The organism is Nocardia sp. CA-120079, from assembly GCF_050955745.1.
Lineage (GTDB): Bacteria > Actinomycetota > Actinomycetes > Mycobacteriales > Mycobacteriaceae > Nocardia.
The window spans coordinates 5,693,779-5,711,223 of the sequence record NZ_CP192088.1 but is presented as its reverse complement, the minus strand read 5'-3'; the positions used below and the strand labels follow the sequence as shown (position 1 = coordinate 5,711,223).

Genomic DNA, 17,445 nt, shown 5'->3' with positions numbered 1-17,445 from the left:
TACTTCGGAGAAGCATCTTGCTGACACAGCCGTTCGCGGAAGCCATCGCCGCCGCCGAGGAAATCATCACCGGCGCACCGCATATTCGAACCGAACAGGACCTCGTCGAAGGCTACGACTACCTCGCGGGCAGTATTCGCGCCTCCATCCAGATGGCATGGGCCTTCGAGCGGGACTTCCCGTTCTTCGTCATGTCCACCGGCCCGTATACGAAGATGGGTCTGGACAACCCGGACACCCTCTACTTCCATTCGTATCTGCGTCCCGACGCCGAGTATGTGGTGACCGGAACCCGCGGCACCACTCGTGACCTCAGCTTCCAGGTGCTCAACGGCAACTACTCGCCGGTGGACGTCCCCGACAGCGAGACCGCCTTCGACGCCCGCGCCCTCGATATCGCGGCCGACGGGTCCTACGAGCTCCGTCTCGGACCGGGCGAGGCGCGCCGCGGCTATGTTCATCTCGCGCCCGACTCCGCGATGCTCGTGGTGCGTGAGGTACACAGCGACTGGGCCACCGAGAAGTCCGGCACGATCCGCATCCAGCGGGTGGACCGGATCGGTGACGCACCGCCGCCGCCGACCAGGGACCTGATGGGCAAGCGGTACGACATCGCCGGGAAAATGCTGGTCTCGCGGCTGAATACCTTCCTGGCGTTCCCGAAGTGGTTCTATCTCAACCTGCCGGTCAACACGATGACCGAACCGCGCTCCACTCCGGGCGGGCTCACCACCCAGTTCTCCTCCGTCGGCCACTACGAACTCGACGACGATCAAGCGATGATCCTCACCGTGCCGAAATCGGATGCGCCGTACCAGGGTTTCCAACTCGGCAGCATGTGGTACCTGTCGCTGGACTACATCAACCACCAGACCAGCCTTACCGCCGACCAGGCGCGCGCGGATCCGGACGGGATGATCCGGCTGGTCATCAGCGAGCGCGACCCCGGACTGACCAACTGGATCGAGCGCACCGGGCACGCGCGCGGGTACCTGCAGTTCCGCTGGCAACAGCTGTCGCGGGATCTGAAGCCCGAGGACGGGCCGAGGGTGGAGGTGGTATCGGTCGCCGAATTGCCCGAGCGGCTGCCGTACTACCAGGAAGCTCGGGTCACGCCCGAAGAATGGAAGGCGCGGATCGCGGCGCGTCAGGTTGCCGTGGCGGAAAGGATGCTCGGCTGATGTTGTTGCAGGACAAAGTGGTTGTTGTCTCCGGAGTCGGTCCGGGGCTCGGCCGGGCCATCGCGGTGCAGAGTGCGCGCGCCGGTGCCGATGTGGTGCTGGCCTCGCGGACTGAATCGCGGCTGACCGAGGTGGCCAAGGAGATCACCGAACTCGGCAGGCGCGCGGTGGTGGTGCCTACCGATATCAATGATGAAGCGGCCGCGACGAATCTGGTCGAGACGGCACAGAGCGCCTTCGGTCATGTCGACACCCTGGTGAACAATGCCTTCGCGATTCCGCCGATCACCGATCTGGCCGATGTCGACCTCGATGATGTGCGCGCCGGTTTCGAGACGAATGTGCTTGCCGCACTGCGGCTGACGCGTCTGTTCGTGCCCGCGCTCACCGCGTCCAAGGGCTCGGTGGTCATGATCAATTCGGCGGTGCTGCGGCATTCGCGGCGCACCTTCGGGCCGTACAAGATGGCCAAGGCGAGTCTGCTCGCGCTGGCGCAGAGCCTGGCCACCGAACTCGGGCCTCAGGGCATTCGGGTGAATACCATTGCGCCCGGCTATATCTGGGCCGACAACCTGAAGTGGTACTTCAACTATCAGGCCAAACAGCGCGGGATCACCCCCGAAGAGGTGTACGCCGAAACGGCCGAGACCATCGATCTGCGCAAGCTGCCCGAACCCGATGAGATCGCCGACGCCGTGGTCTTCTTCGCCTCGCATCTGGCGCGGGCGATCACCGGCGCGTGCCTGGATGTCAACGGCGGCGAATACCACCACTAGGAGATGACTGTGATCGGCAGAGACGACGTCGGCACCATCGACGATCTGCACGCCTCGGCGACCAAGGTTGTCGGATTGACCGATTTCGGCGACGACGGCTACCGCGCGGGGCTCGCAGTGCTGCTCAAGTCCTATGCCAAGGAAGCCGAGCTGACGCCCTTCGGCAATAAGGTCAACCGGGCCTTCCTGCGCGGTGCGCTGATTGCGCGGTTGCTGAGTGAGGCCGCGTGGCAACGCTTTCCGGAACATGCCGAGGTCGCGATCGAGCGCCCGATCTTCGTGACCGGCCTGCCGCGTTCGGGTACCACGGCGGTGCACCGGCTGCTCAATGCGGACCCGGCGCATCAGGGCCTGGAAATGTGGCTCACCGAGATGCCGCAGCCGCGACCGCCGCGCGAGACCTGGCCGGACAATCCGGTGTATCAGCGGATCGAGGCGGCATTCGAGCAGCATCACGTGGAGCATCCGGAATTCATGGGCGTGCACCATATTTCGGCGGACCAGGTGGAGGAGTGCTGGCAGCTGCTGCGGCAGTCACTGATGTCGGTGTCCTACGAATGCCTCGGCTATCTGCCCGGCTATTCCGAATGGTTGCGCGAACAGGATTGGACCGATGCCTATCGCAGGCATCGGCGCAACCTGCAGTTGATCGGAATGCCCGATGCCGACCGGCGGTGGGTATTGAAGAACCCGAGCCATCTGTTCGCGCTGGACGCGATCTTCGAGGTGTATCCGGATGCGCTGGTGATCCAGATGCACCGGGATCCGCGCACCATCATCGCCTCGGTGTGCAGTCTCAACGAGCAGGCCTCGGCGGGGTGGTCGGAGAAGTTCCGCGGTCCGGTCGTCGGTGCCGCACAGTTGGATCTGTGGGCCAGGGGAGCGGATAAGTTCCTCGCGGATCGCAAGCGGCACAATGCCGCTCAGTTCTGCGATGTGTACTACGACGATTTCCTCGCCGACCCGATCGGCACCGTCGGATCGATCTACCGACACTTCGATATCGCCCTGAGCTCCGAGGCCGAAGCGGCGATGACGGCATTGCATGCGGAAAGCACCGCGGGCGCGGCCCGTCCGGTGCATCGCTACACGCTCGAGGACTTCGGCCTCAGTGCGGATCAGGTCGACGACCGCTTCGCCGAATACCGCGACAAACACTTCCCGACGAGCTAGGGACATCCGAGATCAGGTGCGATCACCTGATCTCGGCACTCACTGCTGTCCCGGTTTGAGCACGATGAACAGCCCCTGTGCCTCGGCGCAGAGGCGTTCGCCGTCGTGCAGGGTGGCCCGGACGTAGACCTTGCGGCCCTCCTGCCGTTCGGTCCACGCATGCACCCGCAGTTCGGTGTCGAGCGGAGTGATGGAGCGGTAGTCGATGGTCAGCGAAGCGGTGCGGGTCACCTCGCCCGCGTGCATTGCCGCGGCCATACCGAGCAGGTCGTCGAAAGCGACCGCGACCTGTCCGCCGTGGGCGGCCCTATTGCCGCCCAGGTGGAAGGTGCGGAAGGTGATGCGGGCATCGACGCCGTCGCGGCTCGCCTTGTCGACGACGAACGGCGGGAGGGTGATATTGCCGCGGGACGGCAGGTCGGCCCGGGTCCAGGTCGGCGCGGACCATTCGTCGACAATCGCGGCGTCCAGCTTGTCGTTGAGCTGTTTGAGGACGCCGATCGTCTCCAGCGCGAGCTCGTCGGTCGGACAGGCCAGCCGGGCCCGATCCATCAGACGGCGCACCTCTTCGATGAATGCGCCGTAGTGCGGGCCGCCGCGCGAAATATCCAGGTCGTCCAGCTCGATCAGCTCCGACATCGGCCGGAACCCGCCCTCGTGGTGCTCCTCGCTCGGCAGCGAGTTGCCGACCTGCTCTTCGTTCATAAGAACACGTTATCGGTTGCCGCTCGAATGCTCGTTCGGCGGGGCCGCGTGATGTGCTGGAATCGGGCGAAGCCGCCGAATGGGGCGGTGAAATAGTGGTGGGATGCGAGGGCAGGGTTGCCTGGCCTAGTGTGGAGTACTCGTTGTTCATCAGGTCTTCCGAAACCCCCACCGCGGGGCGGGTCGATGGGTCGGCCATCGGGTCGTCGCCGAACGGTGTTGCCCGGCGAAAGGCTTTGTCCCATATGCACATTGCGGCTGTTGTCTTCGATATGGACGGTGTTCTGATCGACTCGGAGCCGGTGTGGGAGCAGGTGCGCCGCGCGTATGTGGCGGAGCGGGGCGGGCGCTGGCTACCCGATACGCAGCAGCGGCTGATGGGGATGAGTACGGGGGAGTGGTCGGACTACCTCAGCGGTGAACTCGGAGTGGGTGCGCCGCCGGATACCGTGGCCAACGATGTGATCGATCGCATGGCGCAGCAGTACGAGCAATCGGTGCCGCTGCTGCCGGGGGCGGTCGAGGCGGTGCAGCGCATCAGCGAACACTGGCCGCTCGCGGTGGCCAGTTCGTCGCCACGGAGCCTGATCGACACCGTGCTCGGCCGCACCGGTCTGATCGAATTCTTCGGCGTCACCTTCTCGACCGAGGAGGTCGATCGAGGTAAGCCCGCCCCCGATGTGTACGTGGCGACGGCCGCCTTCCTACGGCACAAGTCCACCGAATGCGCGGCCGTCGAGGATTCGAGCAACGGACTGCGGGCGGCGCATGCCGCGGGGATGCGCGTTATCGCGGCCCCGCGCCCGGAATACCCACCCGCCCCGGACGCCCTGGCCCTGGCCGCCGAGGTGATCGACACCCTCGACAAACTCACCCCCGAACTCGTCGCCGGGGAGTAACTCCATCGCGGCTTTGCCAACAGGTGCGGTGTCATGGGTGATAGGACTCGAGCAGGGCGCGGGCGGCGGCGGTGAGGTCGGCTTCGAGCCAGGCGGGGAGGGCAGGGGCATGGGCGTGGCGGCGCAGGGCGGCGTAGGGGAGGTCGACTACGGCCCGGCTGACGGCGTCGATTTCGCGGTCGCCGTCGCGGCCGAAGCGGGCGACTGCGATGCTGCGCAGGTGGTCGATGAGCGGTGCGTTCATCTGGTCGAGGCGGGCACGGAATTCCGCATCCGGTCCGCCGTCGAGTAGATCGCTGGGGCGCAGGTTCAGCAAAAGCTTTGCGTCGTCTGGTAATTCGCGAGCGAAGTGAACGCTCGCCACGGCCATCGCGACACCGGCCTCGACCGGGTCCGATTCGGCGGCTGCGGCCTTGACTCGGTCCTGGAAGCGTTCGAGCGCACGCAGCCAGGCCGCCGTCAGCACACCGTTGCGGTTGCCGAAACGGTGATAGAGCGTGCCGACGGGTGCACCACTTGCCGCCGCGATCGCCGCGACGCTGGCGGCGCGGGGACCGTCGGTGAGCACGAGGGTGCGCGCTGCGTCGAGGATCACGTCGGTGTCGTGCTTGCGGGGAGGCGCCATCTACTAGTACGTTCCTTCTATATGGAGCGATTGCCCTACATAGATGAGCATGCCAGATCGGTGGACGCGAATCGCGATCGGGCGTGGAAAGCCTTGCTGAAAGTTGTCTGCAAGGATCCGAACGATCCGTCGAAGGCGCCGACCGGGTTCGTGCTCGACGCGGCCGACGAGCCCGCTCGGCTGGCACTTCGGGGGCGGCACTGGTTCGCGCGCTATGCGCTGGTCTTCGAACTCGACGAGCAAGGGCCGAGCCGAACATTGGTGCGAGCACAGAGTTGGGCCGAATTCCCCGGTCTGCACGGAAAGATCTACCGCGCGTTGGTCATCGGCACCGGCGGCCACAAGATAGTGGTGCGCGATATGCTTCGCCGAATCGCGGCCGCGGCATGATCCCGGGATTGGTCTGGGGTGCCACCGAAGCCGAATGCGAGCTCCCGCTGCCCTGTGACGAGGTGCAACCCCGTGGGGTGCAGGCGGATCGGGCCATCAGCATCGACGCGCCGCCCAGTGTGGTCTATGGCTGGCTGTGCCAACTGCGGGTCGCGCCGTACAGCTACGACCTGTTCGACAACTTCGGCAGGCGTAGCCCGCGCCACCGCGATCCGGCGCTCACCGAACTCGAAGTGGGACAGCGGTTCATGTCCGCGTTCACCCTCGTCTCATTCGTGCTGTGCCGCCATATCACCCTGACCTCCGGCAGGGTTTGCGTCACCTACGCGGTACGACCGGAAAGACGCGGTACCCGCCTGACGGTCCGAATGCATTGCGGGGCACCGTGGCTCATCGCCCGTGTGCTGGCACTCGGCGATGTGCTCATGATGCGCAAGCAGTTGCTGACACTGAAGGAACTGGCCGAGGCCGAGGTATCCCGATAGCCGGGCCCGGCGCAGAAGCCATCCGCCGCGCGTGAACGCTGACTCTAGGTGATTACGCGGTTATTCACATCCGGCGATGCGGTCCAGTAGTAGCGCCTGTTCGGCATTGTTCCCGGTCAGCTCCGCCGCGCGGGCGAATTCGGCACGCGCTTCGTCGGGTCGACCGAGCCGGTCGAGCAGGTCGCCGCGGACAGCGGGAAGCAGGTGATAGTTGTCCAGCGTACCGGTGGCGACGAGCGCGTCGACGAGTTCGAGACCCGCGGCGGGACCGTGCACCATGCCGACCGCGACGGCTCGATTCAATTCGACGATCGGGGACGGAAAGCGTTCGGCGAGAACCGCATACAGGCCCGCGATGCGCCGCCAGTCGGTCGCCTCGGCGCTCGGAGCCATGGCGTGCAGTGTGGCGATCGCGGCTTGCAGCGCATAGCGGCCCGGCCGTATCCCGCGATTGCGGCTGACCGCATGGGAGCGGCCGAGTGCGGCGAAACCGCGTCGGATCAGCAGCTGATCCCACCGGGAACGCTCCTGATCCGCCAGCAGGACAACGGTTTTCGTGGGGCTCATCCGTGCGGCCGAGCGCGATGCCTGCAATTCCAACAGTGCGGCGAGGCCGTGTGTTTCCGGTTCGTCGGGCAGCAGATTCGCCAGCATCCGGGCCAAGCGCAGGGCGTCCTCGCACAATTCGACCCGGATCCAATCATCGCCCGCCGTTGCCGAATAGCCTTCGTTGAAGATCAGGTAGACGACCTCCAGCACCGAATCCAAACGCCTTGTCAGCTCGTCACCGTGTGGTACCGCATATGGCACCCGCCGGGCGGCGATGGTGCGTTTGGCTCGCACAATGCGTTGGGCGACAGTCGATTCCGGTACGACGAAGGCCCGGGCGATCTCCTCGGTGGTCAATCCGCCGAGCAACCGCAGCGTCAATGCCACCCGGGCCGGTTGCGACAGCACCGGATGGCAGGCCGTGAAGATCATGCGCAGCAGATCGTCTTCGATATCCTCCGCCGCCTCGGGCTCGGGACCGGTCCGGAGTTCCTGACCGACCAGCGTCAGCTTGCGTGCGAGGTTCTGATTGCGGCGCACCCGATCGATCGCCCGATGTTTCGCGGTGAGCATGAGCCAGCCGCCCGGATTCGGCGGCACACCGTCGTGCGGCCACTGCTCCAGGGCGGCGACGAGCGCATCCTGTGCGAGTTCCTCGGCGGCGTCGATATCGCCGACGATCCGGGTCAGCCCGGCTATCAGGCGTGGCCATTCCATTCGCCACACGGTTTCGACGGCATCGCGGATCTGCTCGGGCGACCGGCTCATCTATCGGATCAGCCCTCGACGACCTGGCGAATCTCGATCTCGATATCCCACTCCGGCCCGTGCACGCTCAGGAAGCGCGAGGTCCATTCCACCGCCTCCTGCTTCGTTTTCGTCTGCAGCAGGCAGTACCCGCCGACGACCTCCTTCGACTCGGTGAACGGACCATCGAGCACGGTCTGCTTGCCGCCGGTCTGGGTGATCTTCGTGGCCTCGGTGATCGAATGCAGACCTGCGGTATCCAACAGCACCCCGGCCTTGGTCATCTCCTCGATCACCTTGTTGACCTGCTCGATCAGCGCCTCGTCGGGAACCGGCGCATTCGTCGGGTCGACTCGGATCAGCATCATGTGTCGCATCTGGCCATCCTCGGTTCGGTGGTCGGCTTGTCCGACCCTCACTCAACGCATCGAACGGCATCGGCTCGAATCGACATTCTCCCGGAAGATTCTTCCGGAACCCACATTTGTTACGCGGGCCAGGCCCGCACGGCGGCGCGCGCGGTCCAGCGGCCGTCGTCGTAGCGGACCGCGACCGGATGGTCGAAGGCCGCGCTCACGGTGTCCGTGGTGACCGTTTCGGCGGCGGGGCCAGCGGCAACTGTGTGGCCGTCGGCGATCAACAGCGCGTGGGTCGTGGTACTCGGCAGTTCCTCCAGATGATGGGTGACCAGGATCGAGGCGACCTCGGGATGGGTTTCGTCGAGCGCGTCGATGGTCTCCAGGAGTTGTTCACGAGCCGCCACATCGAGTCCGGTGGACGGCTCGTCGAACAGTAGCAGGCGCGGCTCGGCGATGAGGGCACGCGCGATCAGGGTTCGGCCACGTTCGCCCTGCGACAGCGTCGGCCAGATCTCCTCGGCCTTGCCTTTGAGGCCGACGGTGTCGATCATGGCGTCCGCCCGGCGCAGATCCTCCGGGGCAGGCGTCCAGCGCATCGGGGTGTCGATGGTGGCGGTGATGCCGGTGAGCACGACCTCGCGGACGGTCAGCGGATACCGCAGTGGATGGCGTGGATTCACATGCCCGATCGAGTGGCGCAGTGGGGCCAGGTCGACCCGGCCCATCCGCTGGCCGAGGATATCGACGGTGCCCGAGGTCGGGAAGGTGACCGCGGCGCAGAAGCCGAGCAGGGTGCTCTTGCCCGCGCCGTTGGGTCCGAGCAGCGCCCAGTGTTCGCCCGCGTGGACGGTCAGCGAGATGCCGTCGATGATCTGTTTGCCTTCGCGGCGGAAGGTGACGTCACTCAGTTGCAGCACTGGGGTTTCGGGCACGGGAGATCTCCATTCGGTCATCAGGTGAATGCGTCTTTCAGAGCTGTCAGATGCATTCGACTGAATTCCGCTGCGGCACTGGGATTTCGATGTGCGATCGCATCCGTGAGTCGAATATGCGCGTCGTGGTCGGCGGGCTCGGAGGGCACCGGGCGGATCTCGAGCATATCGATCATGGCCACCCGTAGCCGGGGCAGAAAGCTGTCGAAGAGCTGGGTGAGCACGTCGTTGTGGGCGGCGACGATGACGGCGCGGTGGAACGCCATATCGGCATCGACATGGTTGGCGACCGGTTCGCCTTGCGCCTCCCGTGCGGCCAGTGCCCGGCGGATAGCGCGCAGGTCGGCCGGGGTGCGGCGCTGTGCGGCCAGGGCGGCGGCCTCGGCCTCGATCGCGATGCGGGCTTCGATGACGGCGGCGATGGTGGCGCGGCGCAGCACCACATCCCAGTCCTCGGTGACATCCAGCGCGGTCACGAACACACCCGCGCCCTGACGGCTGTCGAGCACGCCCTTGCCCGCCAATTCGCGGATCGCCTCGCGCACCGTCGAGCGCCCGACGCCGAGCTGTGCGGCCAGGGTTGTTTCGCCCGGAAGGCGATGTCCCAGTGGCCATTCCCCATCGCGGATGCGGGTGAGCAGCAGTTCCGCCGCTTGTGCCGCGAGGGGATGTCGCCGTACCTGCGAGACCATCCGAACCTCTCTACTTGTCTGAGGAGTTGTGTATAGTCTAGCAATCATGCGCACCATGCTTCTGCTTAGTCGCCACGGCGGGGCCTGACGACCGGCCGCCCGCCGTGGGGCTTCGTCGTGGCCGGTCACCGTTTTCGTGACGGCCGCGAAGGCCAGGAAGCAGCAATCATGACCATGTTCCCCACCATTGCCACGCCCGCCGGCGCCGTCTCGGCGTGGAACAGGCAGCGGCATTCACAGATGCCCTCGCATCGCTATCGCAGTGTCTACGATCGCGTGGAAGTACCACTCGCCGAACGCAGTTGGCCGAATGCCCGGCTCACCCACGCGCCGCTGTGGGTGCCGGTCGATCTGCGCGATGGCAACCAGGCGCTGGCCGAACCCATGGATCCGGTACGCAAGCAGCGGTTCTTCGAACTGCTGGTTGCCATGGGCTACAAGGAGATCGAGGTCGGCTACCCGTCCGCATCGCAGACCGATTTCGATTTCGTCCGGATGATCGCGCGCACAGATATCGCGCCGGAGGATGTCACGATCGTGGTATTCACCCCGGCCCGACGCGATCTCATCGAGCGCACGGTGGAAGCGGTGCGCGGTATCGGCAACGAGGTCGTCATCCACATGTACACCGCGACCGCGCCGGTATGGCGAGACGTGGTGCTGGGCAGGGACACGGACGAACTGCGCGAGCTGATCGTTTCCGGTGGCCGCGACGTCCTCGAATTCGCCGGTGAGCTGCCGAATGTGCGGTTCGAATTCTCGCCTGAGGTGTTCAACCTGACCGAACCGGATTTGGTACTCGATATCTGCGACCGCATGACGACCCTGTGGGATGCCACCCCGCAGCGGCCGGTCATCCTGAATCTGCCTGCCACGGTGGAGGTCGCGACACCGAATGTGTACGCCGACCAGATCGAATATATGCACAAGAACCTGACCCGCCGCGACAGCGTCATCCTGTCCGTGCACCCGCACAATGACCGGGGTACTGGTATCGCATGCGCGGAACTGGCGGTACTCGCCGGAGCGCAGCGCGTGGAGGGCTGTGTCTTCGGCAATGGCGAACGCACCGGCAATGTCGATATCGCGACCCTGGCGCTGAATCTGCATGCGCAGGGCATCGATCCGATGATCGACTTCTCCGATATCGACGAGATCCGCAGGACCGTCGAGTACTGCACGCGCCTGCCGATTCACGAAAGACATCCGTATGTAGGCGATCTCGTGCACACCGCGTTCTCCGGCACACATCAGGACGCGATCAAGAAGGGGATGGCCGAACATCGCGAACGCGCCGCCGCGGCCGGTATCGACGAACGCGAACTCGATTGGCATGTTCCATATCTGCCGATCGATCCGGCCGATATCGGACGCAGCTATGACGCGGTGATCCGGGTGAATTCCCAGTCCGGCAAGGGCGGGATCGCGTACCTGCTGGAGTCCGAATACGGCCTGGAACTGCCGCGCAGACTGCAGATCGATTTCGCGCGGCACGTGCAGGCGCGTACCGATGACACCGGTCTCGAGATCACCGCCGCCGAACTGCACGAGCTGTTCGAGGCGACATATCTGCACACCGAGACGGCGTCGATCGAGTTGGTCGAATGGCGGACGACCGACAGATACATCGAGGTCACGCTGAGCATCGGTGGTGTCGCCGAGCGCAGCGAATATCGCGATATCGGTCCCATCGAGGCGCTCACCTCGGCGCTGGCCAGGGTGGGTCATCCGGTCGAGGTGCTCGGATCGACCCAGCAATCGATCGGTGCAGGCAATGACAGGACCGTGATCACCTATCTCGAATACCGCATCGGTGCGCGGACCGGATGGGCCTGCGGACGCAGCGATTCGGTCCTCACCGCATCGCTGGCCGCCGTCATCCGAGCCGCGAACGCGATAGTCTCCTAAGGAGTACCGATACGACATCTCGGTCAAAATGCCCGGGACGGCGGCCGCGCATGAAAAGGTATGCAGCGTGGTGCGGCACGTGACAGGGAACCTCCCCGCTGAGGTGACGAGCTTCGTAGGTCGTGACGCCGAGGTCGCCACGGCGCGCAAGCTGCTGTCCAGCACGCGGCTGCTCACCCTGACCGGGCCTGGCGGCGTCGGGAAGACCCGGCTCAGCCGGCGGGTGGGGGAGACGGTGCGTCGCGCCTTTCCCGACGGTGTGTGGCTGGTCGAGATCGCGCATGTGCACGACGGGGATCTGGTGGCGTTGAGCGTCGCGCAGGCGCTCGGTCTGCGCGACGACACCTCCTCACCCGTCGTCGGCCTGACCGAATTCCTGTCCGACAAGACCCTGCTGTTGATCCTGGACAACTGCGAGCACTTGATCGGCGCGTGTGCCGAACTCGTGAACCGGCTGATTCCGACGACCACCGACGTGCGGATTCTCGCGACCAGCCGCGAGTCGCTCGGAGTCTCCGGGGAACAGGTCATGCCCGTGCCGCCGCTCACGGTGCCGGAAGTGGACGAGCATGAGGCACCTCCGGCGCACGTCGACAGCGATGCGCTGCGGCTGCTGATCGATCGCGCCGTCGCCGCGAACCCCGATTTCCAGGTCACCGATACCAATCGCGGGGCGCTGGCGGCGATCTGTCGTCGCCTGGACGGTATACCGCTGGCACTCGAGCTGGCGGCATTGCGGTTGCGGATGTTCACACCGGATCAGGTGCTCGCACGCCTGGACGATGCGATACGGCTGCTCACCGCCGGGTTGCGCACCGCGCCGGAGCGGCAGCAGACCCTGGAGGCCGCGATCCGGTGGAGTTACGACCTGTGCACGCCGGATGAACAGCACCTGTGGGAGCAGCTGTCGGTCTTCGCGGGTGGTTTCGATCTGGAGGCCGCTGAGGCGGTCTGCGTGGTCCCGGATGTGCTGCTGGACGCGTTGACCGGGTTGGTGGACAAGTCGGTGCTCGGCTACCGGCAGAACAGCGACGGTACCGGGCGCTACACCATGCTCGAACCGTTGCGTCAGTTCGCGTTGGCGGGATTGGTCGCCCGCGGTGGTGAGCGGGCGGTGCGGCTGCGTCATCGCGATTACTACCACGGGATCGCCGCGCAGGGTCGCACCGCGTACTGGGGCAGCGAGGATGTCACCTGGTTCCGTGATGTCACCCGCGAACATCCGAATATGCGTGCGGCACTGCAGTTCTCGCTCGCCGATCCGGAAAGCGCCCATCGTGCACTCGAGCTCGCTACGGAACTACGACCGTTCTGGGAGCATTACCGTTTTCTATTGGAGGGCTATCGCTGGCTCCTGGAGGCGTTGGAGAAGGATCTCGACCACACGAAGGATCGAGCCCGCGCACTGGCCGCCGCTTCGGTGATCGCCGCCATGCTGTCCGATCCGGAGACCGCCAGCCGTTTCGCGGACGAATGTCTGTACATCGCAACCGAACTCGACGCCGAAGATGTCCTCGTCGAACATGCACTGCTCGCCGCGCTACTGGCATTCGCCGACGACGAGCCGCGACAGGCACTCGATATCGCCGAGGCCGCCTCGGACCGTGCGCGTGCCTGCGCCCACCACGGCGTCGAGATGGAGAGTCTGGCCTTCGCGTATGTGTGTGCGCTGGTGTTGGACGACGACCGGGCAGGCGCGATCGCGGATCGCTTCCTCGCCAAGACCAAGGAGTACGGCTCGCACCTGCTGGGCGGGCTGGGGCATTGGGCGGTGGGCACCGACCGCTGGAGCAAAGGCGAGCAGGACGCGGCGATTGCGGAGCTATGCAAGGCGGTCGAGCTGTTCAGTCTCTTCGACCGGTGCGTGTGGACGGCGTCCGGTTTCGACGGACTCGCGTGGGTGGCGACGGCCGATGGCGATCTGAACCGTGCGGCGCGACTGATGGGTGCGGCGTCGACGGTGCGGCGCGGCAGTACCCAGCGGCTCGCCCATGAGATGACCGAATTCGTCGGCGACAAGGTGCGCCTGCAGGTGCGCGATGCGATGGGCGAGAAGGAGTTTCGGACGGCCTTCGATGCGGGCGCGGCCTTGGGGTTGGCGGAGGCGGTCGCTTTCGCGCTCGGCACCCCGCTGCCTGCTGCGCCGGTGAAAACCGTTGCGGCGGATGTGCTTACCCGGCGCGAACGTGAAGTCGCGCGGTTGATCGGGGCGGGTTACAGCAATAAGAGCGTCGCGAGTGAGTTGGTGATCTCGATTCGGACCGTCGAGAGCCACGTCGACCATATTCTCACCAAATTGGGCTTCACCTCGCGGACACAGATCGCCGCGTGGGTCAGCCGCAAGCAGATCTGAGGCGTCAGTCGCCGGTCGCGCCGTCGATGCGTTCGCGTAGGAAGTCGGCGTGGCCGTTGTGTCGCGCGTATTCCTCGATCATGTGCACATAGACCCAGCGCAGGCTGAATTCGATGCTGCGGTGAGTGAAGACGTGGTCCAGGGATAGGTCCGCGACGGCGGCGTCGGCCGACTTGATCTCCGCGTGCAGCGTCGCCAGATCCGCGGCGGCATCGGCATTGGCGATATCGTCGAAATCGCCGTTCGGGTTGTCTTCGCTGCAGTACAGGTAATCCAGCGGTTCGCCGCAAGTGGCGATGCGGAACCAGCCGCGTTCGCATTCGGCGAGGTGGCGGACCAGGCCGAGCAGCGACAGCGTCGAGGGTGCGACGCAGCGCCGCTTCAGCTGCTCGGCCTCGAGCCCGGCGCATTTCCACAGCAGGGTGCGGCGGTGCAGGTCCAGCCAGGTCTGCAGCATGGTCCGCTCGTCGGCGACCAGCGGCGGCTTGGTTCTGGTGATCTCGGGTGCGGTCCACGTCACCGGCCGACTGTAACTCCGAACCCGCGCCCGGATCTCGCGAATTAATGCGACATCGGCCGAACATAGTGATGCCTATGTCGCCTCGGCGCTACAGGCCCGAGTTCAGGAAGTCGATGACCGCGCGCTCGAAGGCGTCCTTGCGCTCGATCTGCACCCAGTGCCCGCAGCGTCCGAACAGCCGCAGATCGGCATTCGGCAGCTGACGTGACGGCAGCAGCGCATCCTCGGCCGGAGTGACCCGATCATCGCGGCCCCACAGCAGCAGCACCTCATTGCGCAATGCGCGCAGCCGTGCCCACAGCGGAATCGGTTCCGCGAAGGCGGGATTCGCGAAGGTCGCGTAGGCGTCGCGGATCGCCGCGATGGCGGCCGGATCCGCCGCCGCGGCCCATCGGTTCTCGACCAGCTCGTCGGTGAGTACCGCCTCGTCGAACACCATGGTCCGCAGCCAGGCGAGTACCCGCTCCCGGGTCGGCTCGCCGGTGAAGTCGAGCAGCCGCCGAATCCCTTCGGACGGTTCGGGTCCCAGCACATTTACGCCGACACCGCCCGGCGCCATGAGCACGAGTCGATCGATGCGCCGGCCGTGTTCGAGCGCTACGAGCGTCGCCACCGCACCACCCATGGAGTTGCCGAGCAGGTGCACCGTCGGCAATTCGAGTTGATCCAGCAGTCCGAGCACGGCGTCGGCGGCGATGCGCAGATAGTTGCGCTGGTACACCTCGGGTCGTTCGCTCGCACCGAAGCCCGGCTGATCCAGGATCAGGCAGCGGAAGTGTTCGGCGAGTACCGGCAGGTTCGCGCCGAAGTTTGCCCAGCCGGACACCCCAGGGCCGGATCCGTGCAGCAGCACCAGCGGCGGACCCGAACCTGCCTCGTGGTAGCGAAGTTTCAGCCCGTCGACGGTGATGTGGCGACTGGTATCCGCCGCGTCCATCAGACCATCCGATCTTCGACCGGCAGCCCGAATTCACCGCGGCCGAACATGGCGAGGGCGCGCTCGACGTCATTGATGACGTGCACACTGCCCGCGTGTGCGTCGCGCCAATGTCGTTCGATCGGATTGGGTTTGCGGATCGAGTGGCCGCCGGAGTTGTCGAACAGCAGCTCGATCGCCTGGATCGCGCGCTCGGTGCCACGCACCTGATCGCGACGGGTGCGCAGCCGGGTTTCGTACGGAATCTCTTCGCCCGCTTCGGCATAACGCAGTTGCTCGGAAATGTTGTGTTCCATCTGCAGGATGGCCGCGTCGATTTCGGAGCCCGCGCGCGCGACCCGCACATGGGCGAATGCGTCCTCGGCCACCTTCTGCCCGCCGTAGGACAGCCGGACCCGCTCGCGCATCCGTTCGATATGCGCCTCGTACGCGCCCTGTGCGGCCCCGATGATGGGGGCGGTGATGGTGTTGGAGAAGACGCCGGCGAACGGAATCTTGTACAGCGCAGCCGGATTGGCTTCCTGGCCGGGTCCGCGCAGCTGTGATTGTTCGGTGGCGCTGTAGGCGCGGTGATGCGGCACGAAGGCCTTCTCGATGACGATATCGTTGCTGCCGGTGCCGGACAGGCCGACCACGTGCCAGACGTCATCGATGCGATAGTCGTTGCGCGGCACCAGGATTGTCAGATAGTCCTTGGGATTGCCGTGCTCGTCCGGGGCCAGTGCACCCAGGAATGCCCACTGGGCATGGTCGCAGCCGGAGGAGAAACTCCACCGTCCGCTGACCTCGTAACCGCCCTCGACCGGCGTGAGTCGGCCGGTCGGGGCATACGAGGAGGAGATGAGCGTGTCGGAATCCTCGCCCCACACCTCTTCCTGCGCCTGCAATGGGAAAAGTGCCAGCTGCCAGGGGTGCACGCCCAGCACCGACGACACCCAGCCGGTGGACGGGCAGGCCGACGCGATCGTGCGAATGACCTCGTAGAAAGCCACGGGGGAGACTTCGTCGCCGCCGAATCGCGACGGCTGCAGCATGCGGAACACCCCCGCCTCGGTCAGTTCCCGGATGCTCGCCACCGGAACCCGCCGCTGCAGATCGGTCTCCGCGGCTCGGTCCCGGATTGCCGGGAGCAGATCCCGAACCCGATCGAGCACCTTATCGGGCCCGCCCGTCACCCGACCACCACCCCTCATCGAATCGCTGCGCGATGCTGGGTTCATGGGAGTCCTCCTATGTTCTCGCGACCGGTGTGCCGGACGCCGCCATAGTTGTGACGCTATGGCGGCCGTGGCGGCGCGTCGGGGAGAAGTCCCGGTGATCGGAACGCTCGGAGGTGGTTTCTATACCGCGTGCAGCAAATTCGATTCGGCGGTGGTCTCGTACGGGTCCGGACCCCACCGATAGCCGTAGCCGCGGATATTCGTGATCAGCCCGGGGCGGTCCAACTTCGCGCGCAGCGAGGCCATATGCACATACAGTTTCCGCGATACCGCCAGCATCGAGTCGCCCCAGACACAGTCCATCAATTGCTCACGGCTGACCGCGATTCCGGGCCGCTCGGCCAGGACCCGCAGCAACTCGAACTCCAGCCGGGTGAGCGGGACCAGTTCCCCGGCCACCTCGACCCGCCGCGCCGCGAGATCTACGCGAACATCTTCGGTGGTCACCGTCTTGCCCCGGGCGGCGCTGGCAACGCCGACCCGGCGCGTGACGGCCTCCAGCCGTGCGGCCAGCTCACCGATGCGCGCGGGTTTGACAACATAGTCGTCGGCGCCGCTGTGCAGCCCGAGCACAATCGAACGCTCATCGGCGTGCTCGCCGAGAATCACCACCGGCACCGAGCTGACCTCACGCAGTTTGCGCAACACCTGCAATCCGTCCATGTCCGGCAGGCCCATGTCGAGGATAACGGCGTGATAGCCGTGGTGCGCCAAGAGCAGATCGGCCCCGCGATGCTTGCGCTCGACCTGATGACCGTGCAGTTCGAGCCCCTGTGCGAGGGCGTCGCCGCCATCGGCCGCACCATCGATCATGATCAGCCGCATCCGTCTCACCTTCCCGCACGATCCGCCGAAGAGCAGCGAACCTGCATGGTCGCCGCCCCCGCCCGACCACGCAAAGTTATTCCCTTGCCACCCTTGGGAAACAGCGCTCCGCGCCCTCGGTTGGACAAGTGATCACGGGGAAACCATGGCGGGTAACGCGAGTAGTCCG

Annotated in this window: 18 protein-coding genes; 8 read left to right on the top strand and 10 right to left on the bottom strand. The window is 65.7% G+C overall.

All coding sequences use genetic code 11. The annotated features are described in order from the left end of the window. Positions 1-17 precede the first annotated feature (17 nt). The 3 genes from ACQPYR_RS26310 to ACQPYR_RS26300 are packed head-to-tail and all read left to right on the top strand — an operon-like array spanning position 18 to position 3,130. A complete protein-coding gene (locus ACQPYR_RS26310) occupies positions 18-1,181 on the top strand; it encodes a hypothetical protein (RefSeq protein WP_433621616.1) in 1,164 nt (387 codons plus the stop codon). Then, positions 1,181-1,957 carry an SDR family oxidoreductase gene (locus tag ACQPYR_RS26305; RefSeq protein ID WP_433621615.1) on the top strand — a complete coding sequence of 259 codons (777 nt, stop codon included), beginning with the start codon at positions 1,181-1,183 and terminating at the stop codon, positions 1,955-1,957. Before ACQPYR_RS26310 ends, ACQPYR_RS26305 begins: the two co-directional genes overlap by 1 nt. 9 nt (positions 1,958-1,966) lie before the next feature. Next, positions 1,967-3,130: a sulfotransferase family protein gene (locus tag ACQPYR_RS26300; protein ID WP_433621614.1), complete on the top strand. Its 1,164-nt coding sequence runs from the start codon at positions 1,967-1,969 to the stop codon at positions 3,128-3,130. Positions 3,131-3,169: 39 nt separating this feature from the next. Here the strand turns inward: ACQPYR_RS26300 and ACQPYR_RS26295 are convergent, their stop codons facing one another. After that, the gene (locus ACQPYR_RS26295) at positions 3,170-3,835 is read right to left on the bottom strand and encodes a PaaI family thioesterase (RefSeq protein WP_433621613.1); all 666 of its coding nucleotides are present in this window, start codon (positions 3,833-3,835) and stop codon (positions 3,170-3,172) included. 245 nt (positions 3,836-4,080) lie between these two features. On the opposite strand from ACQPYR_RS26295, the gene ACQPYR_RS26290 reads away from it, so the two are divergent. Further along, positions 4,081-4,734, top strand: a complete 654-nt coding sequence (locus ACQPYR_RS26290) for an HAD family hydrolase (RefSeq protein WP_433621612.1) — start codon at positions 4,081-4,083, stop codon at positions 4,732-4,734. A gap of 31 nt (positions 4,735-4,765) precedes the next feature. Here ACQPYR_RS26290 and ACQPYR_RS26285 read toward each other — a convergent pair whose 3' ends face one another. Further along, the gene (locus ACQPYR_RS26285; protein WP_433621611.1) at positions 4,766-5,359 is read right to left on the bottom strand and encodes a TetR/AcrR family transcriptional regulator; all 594 of its coding nucleotides are present in this window, start codon (positions 5,357-5,359) and stop codon (positions 4,766-4,768) included. A gap of 21 nt (positions 5,360-5,380) precedes the next feature. On the opposite strand from ACQPYR_RS26285, the gene ACQPYR_RS26280 reads away from it, so the two are divergent. Both ACQPYR_RS26280 and ACQPYR_RS26275 read left to right on the top strand, forming a co-directional pair. Further along, a complete protein-coding gene (locus tag ACQPYR_RS26280; protein ID WP_433621610.1) occupies positions 5,381-5,749 on the top strand; it encodes a hypothetical protein in 369 nt (122 codons plus the stop codon). Next, positions 5,746-6,234, top strand: a complete 489-nt coding sequence (locus ACQPYR_RS26275; protein WP_433621609.1) for a hypothetical protein — start codon at positions 5,746-5,748, stop codon at positions 6,232-6,234. The genes ACQPYR_RS26280 and ACQPYR_RS26275 overlap by 4 nt, the downstream gene beginning before the upstream one ends. Before the next feature lie 60 nt (positions 6,235-6,294). Here the strand turns inward: ACQPYR_RS26275 and ACQPYR_RS26270 are convergent, their stop codons facing one another. From ACQPYR_RS26270 to ACQPYR_RS26255, 4 genes are all read right to left on the bottom strand, one after another. Then, complete coding sequence (locus tag ACQPYR_RS26270) at positions 6,295-7,551, bottom strand: RNA polymerase sigma factor (RefSeq protein WP_433621608.1); 1,257 nt, start codon at positions 7,549-7,551, stop codon at positions 6,295-6,297. 8 nt (positions 7,552-7,559) lie between these two features. Further along, a complete protein-coding gene (locus ACQPYR_RS26265; protein WP_387292548.1) occupies positions 7,560-7,907 on the bottom strand; it encodes a YciI family protein in 348 nt (115 codons plus the stop codon). Positions 7,908-8,017: 110 nt separating this feature from the next. Next, a complete protein-coding gene (locus ACQPYR_RS26260) occupies positions 8,018-8,842 on the bottom strand; it encodes an ABC transporter ATP-binding protein (protein WP_433621607.1) in 825 nt (274 codons plus the stop codon). Continuing rightward, positions 8,842-9,513 carry a FadR/GntR family transcriptional regulator gene (locus tag ACQPYR_RS26255; protein ID WP_433621606.1) on the bottom strand — a complete coding sequence of 224 codons (672 nt, stop codon included), beginning with the start codon at positions 9,511-9,513 and terminating at the stop codon, positions 8,842-8,844. The genes ACQPYR_RS26260 and ACQPYR_RS26255 overlap by 1 nt, the downstream gene beginning before the upstream one ends. Before the next feature lie 240 nt (positions 9,514-9,753). On the opposite strand from ACQPYR_RS26255, the gene ACQPYR_RS26250 reads away from it, so the two are divergent. Next, on the top strand, positions 9,754-11,421 hold the full coding sequence (locus tag ACQPYR_RS26250; RefSeq protein ID WP_433635248.1) for a 2-isopropylmalate synthase: 1,668 nt from the start codon (positions 9,754-9,756) through the stop codon (positions 11,419-11,421). Between the two features lie 79 nt (positions 11,422-11,500). Further along, positions 11,501-13,774 carry a helix-turn-helix transcriptional regulator gene (locus tag ACQPYR_RS26245; RefSeq protein WP_433621605.1) on the top strand — a complete coding sequence of 758 codons (2,274 nt, stop codon included), beginning with the start codon at positions 11,501-11,503 and terminating at the stop codon, positions 13,772-13,774. A 4-nt stretch (positions 13,775-13,778) separates the two neighbouring features. Here ACQPYR_RS26245 and ACQPYR_RS26240 read toward each other — a convergent pair whose 3' ends face one another. From ACQPYR_RS26240 to ACQPYR_RS26225, 4 genes are all read right to left on the bottom strand, one after another. Beyond that, the gene (locus ACQPYR_RS26240) at positions 13,779-14,294 is read right to left on the bottom strand and encodes a DinB family protein (RefSeq protein WP_433621604.1); all 516 of its coding nucleotides are present in this window, start codon (positions 14,292-14,294) and stop codon (positions 13,779-13,781) included. A gap of 88 nt (positions 14,295-14,382) precedes the next feature. Then, positions 14,383-15,231, bottom strand: a complete 849-nt coding sequence (locus ACQPYR_RS26235) for an alpha/beta fold hydrolase (RefSeq protein ID WP_433621603.1) — start codon at positions 15,229-15,231, stop codon at positions 14,383-14,385. Next, on the bottom strand, positions 15,231-16,451 hold the full coding sequence (gene hsaA / locus ACQPYR_RS26230) for a 3-hydroxy-9,10-secoandrosta-1,3,5(10)-triene-9,17-dione monooxygenase oxygenase subunit (RefSeq protein WP_433621602.1): 1,221 nt from the start codon (positions 16,449-16,451) through the stop codon (positions 15,231-15,233). The genes ACQPYR_RS26235 and hsaA overlap by 1 nt, the downstream gene beginning before the upstream one ends. A gap of 120 nt (positions 16,452-16,571) precedes the next feature. Next, on the bottom strand, positions 16,572-17,276 hold the full coding sequence (locus ACQPYR_RS26225; protein ID WP_433621601.1) for a response regulator transcription factor: 705 nt from the start codon (positions 17,274-17,276) through the stop codon (positions 16,572-16,574). Between the last annotated feature and the right edge of the window lie 169 nt (positions 17,277-17,445).

Bases quoted from the DNA above. Each gene is read 5' to 3' on its own strand.
- ACQPYR_RS26305 (WP_433621615.1), top strand. From the start codon at position 1,181: ATGTTGTTGCAGGACAAAGTGGTTGTTGTCTCCGGAGTCGGTCCGGGG.
- ACQPYR_RS26295 (WP_433621613.1), bottom strand. From the start codon at position 3,835: ATGAACGAAGAGCAGGTCGGCAACTCGCTGCCGAGCGAGGAGCACCAC.
- ACQPYR_RS26290 (WP_433621612.1), top strand. From the start codon at position 4,081: ATGCACATTGCGGCTGTTGTCTTCGATATGGACGGTGTTCTGATCGAC.
- ACQPYR_RS26285 (WP_433621611.1), bottom strand. From the start codon at position 5,359: ATGGCGCCTCCCCGCAAGCACGACACCGACGTGATCCTCGACGCAGCG.
- ACQPYR_RS26280 (WP_433621610.1), top strand. From the start codon at position 5,381: ATGGAGCGATTGCCCTACATAGATGAGCATGCCAGATCGGTGGACGCG.
- ACQPYR_RS26275 (WP_433621609.1), top strand. From the start codon at position 5,746: ATGATCCCGGGATTGGTCTGGGGTGCCACCGAAGCCGAATGCGAGCTC.
- ACQPYR_RS26270 (WP_433621608.1), bottom strand. From the start codon at position 7,551: ATGAGCCGGTCGCCCGAGCAGATCCGCGATGCCGTCGAAACCGTGTGG.
- ACQPYR_RS26265 (WP_387292548.1), bottom strand. From the start codon at position 7,907: ATGCGACACATGATGCTGATCCGAGTCGACCCGACGAATGCGCCGGTT.
- ACQPYR_RS26260 (WP_433621607.1), bottom strand. From the start codon at position 8,842: ATGACCGAATGGAGATCTCCCGTGCCCGAAACCCCAGTGCTGCAACTG.
- ACQPYR_RS26255 (WP_433621606.1), bottom strand. From the start codon at position 9,513: ATGGTCTCGCAGGTACGGCGACATCCCCTCGCGGCACAAGCGGCGGAA.
- ACQPYR_RS26250 (WP_433635248.1), top strand. From the start codon at position 9,754: ATGCCCTCGCATCGCTATCGCAGTGTCTACGATCGCGTGGAAGTACCA.
- ACQPYR_RS26235 (WP_433621603.1), bottom strand. From the start codon at position 15,231: ATGGACGCGGCGGATACCAGTCGCCACATCACCGTCGACGGGCTGAAA.
- hsaA (WP_433621602.1), bottom strand. From the start codon at position 16,451: ATGAACCCAGCATCGCGCAGCGATTCGATGAGGGGTGGTGGTCGGGTG.
- ACQPYR_RS26225 (WP_433621601.1), bottom strand. From the start codon at position 17,276: ATGCGGCTGATCATGATCGATGGTGCGGCCGATGGCGGCGACGCCCTC.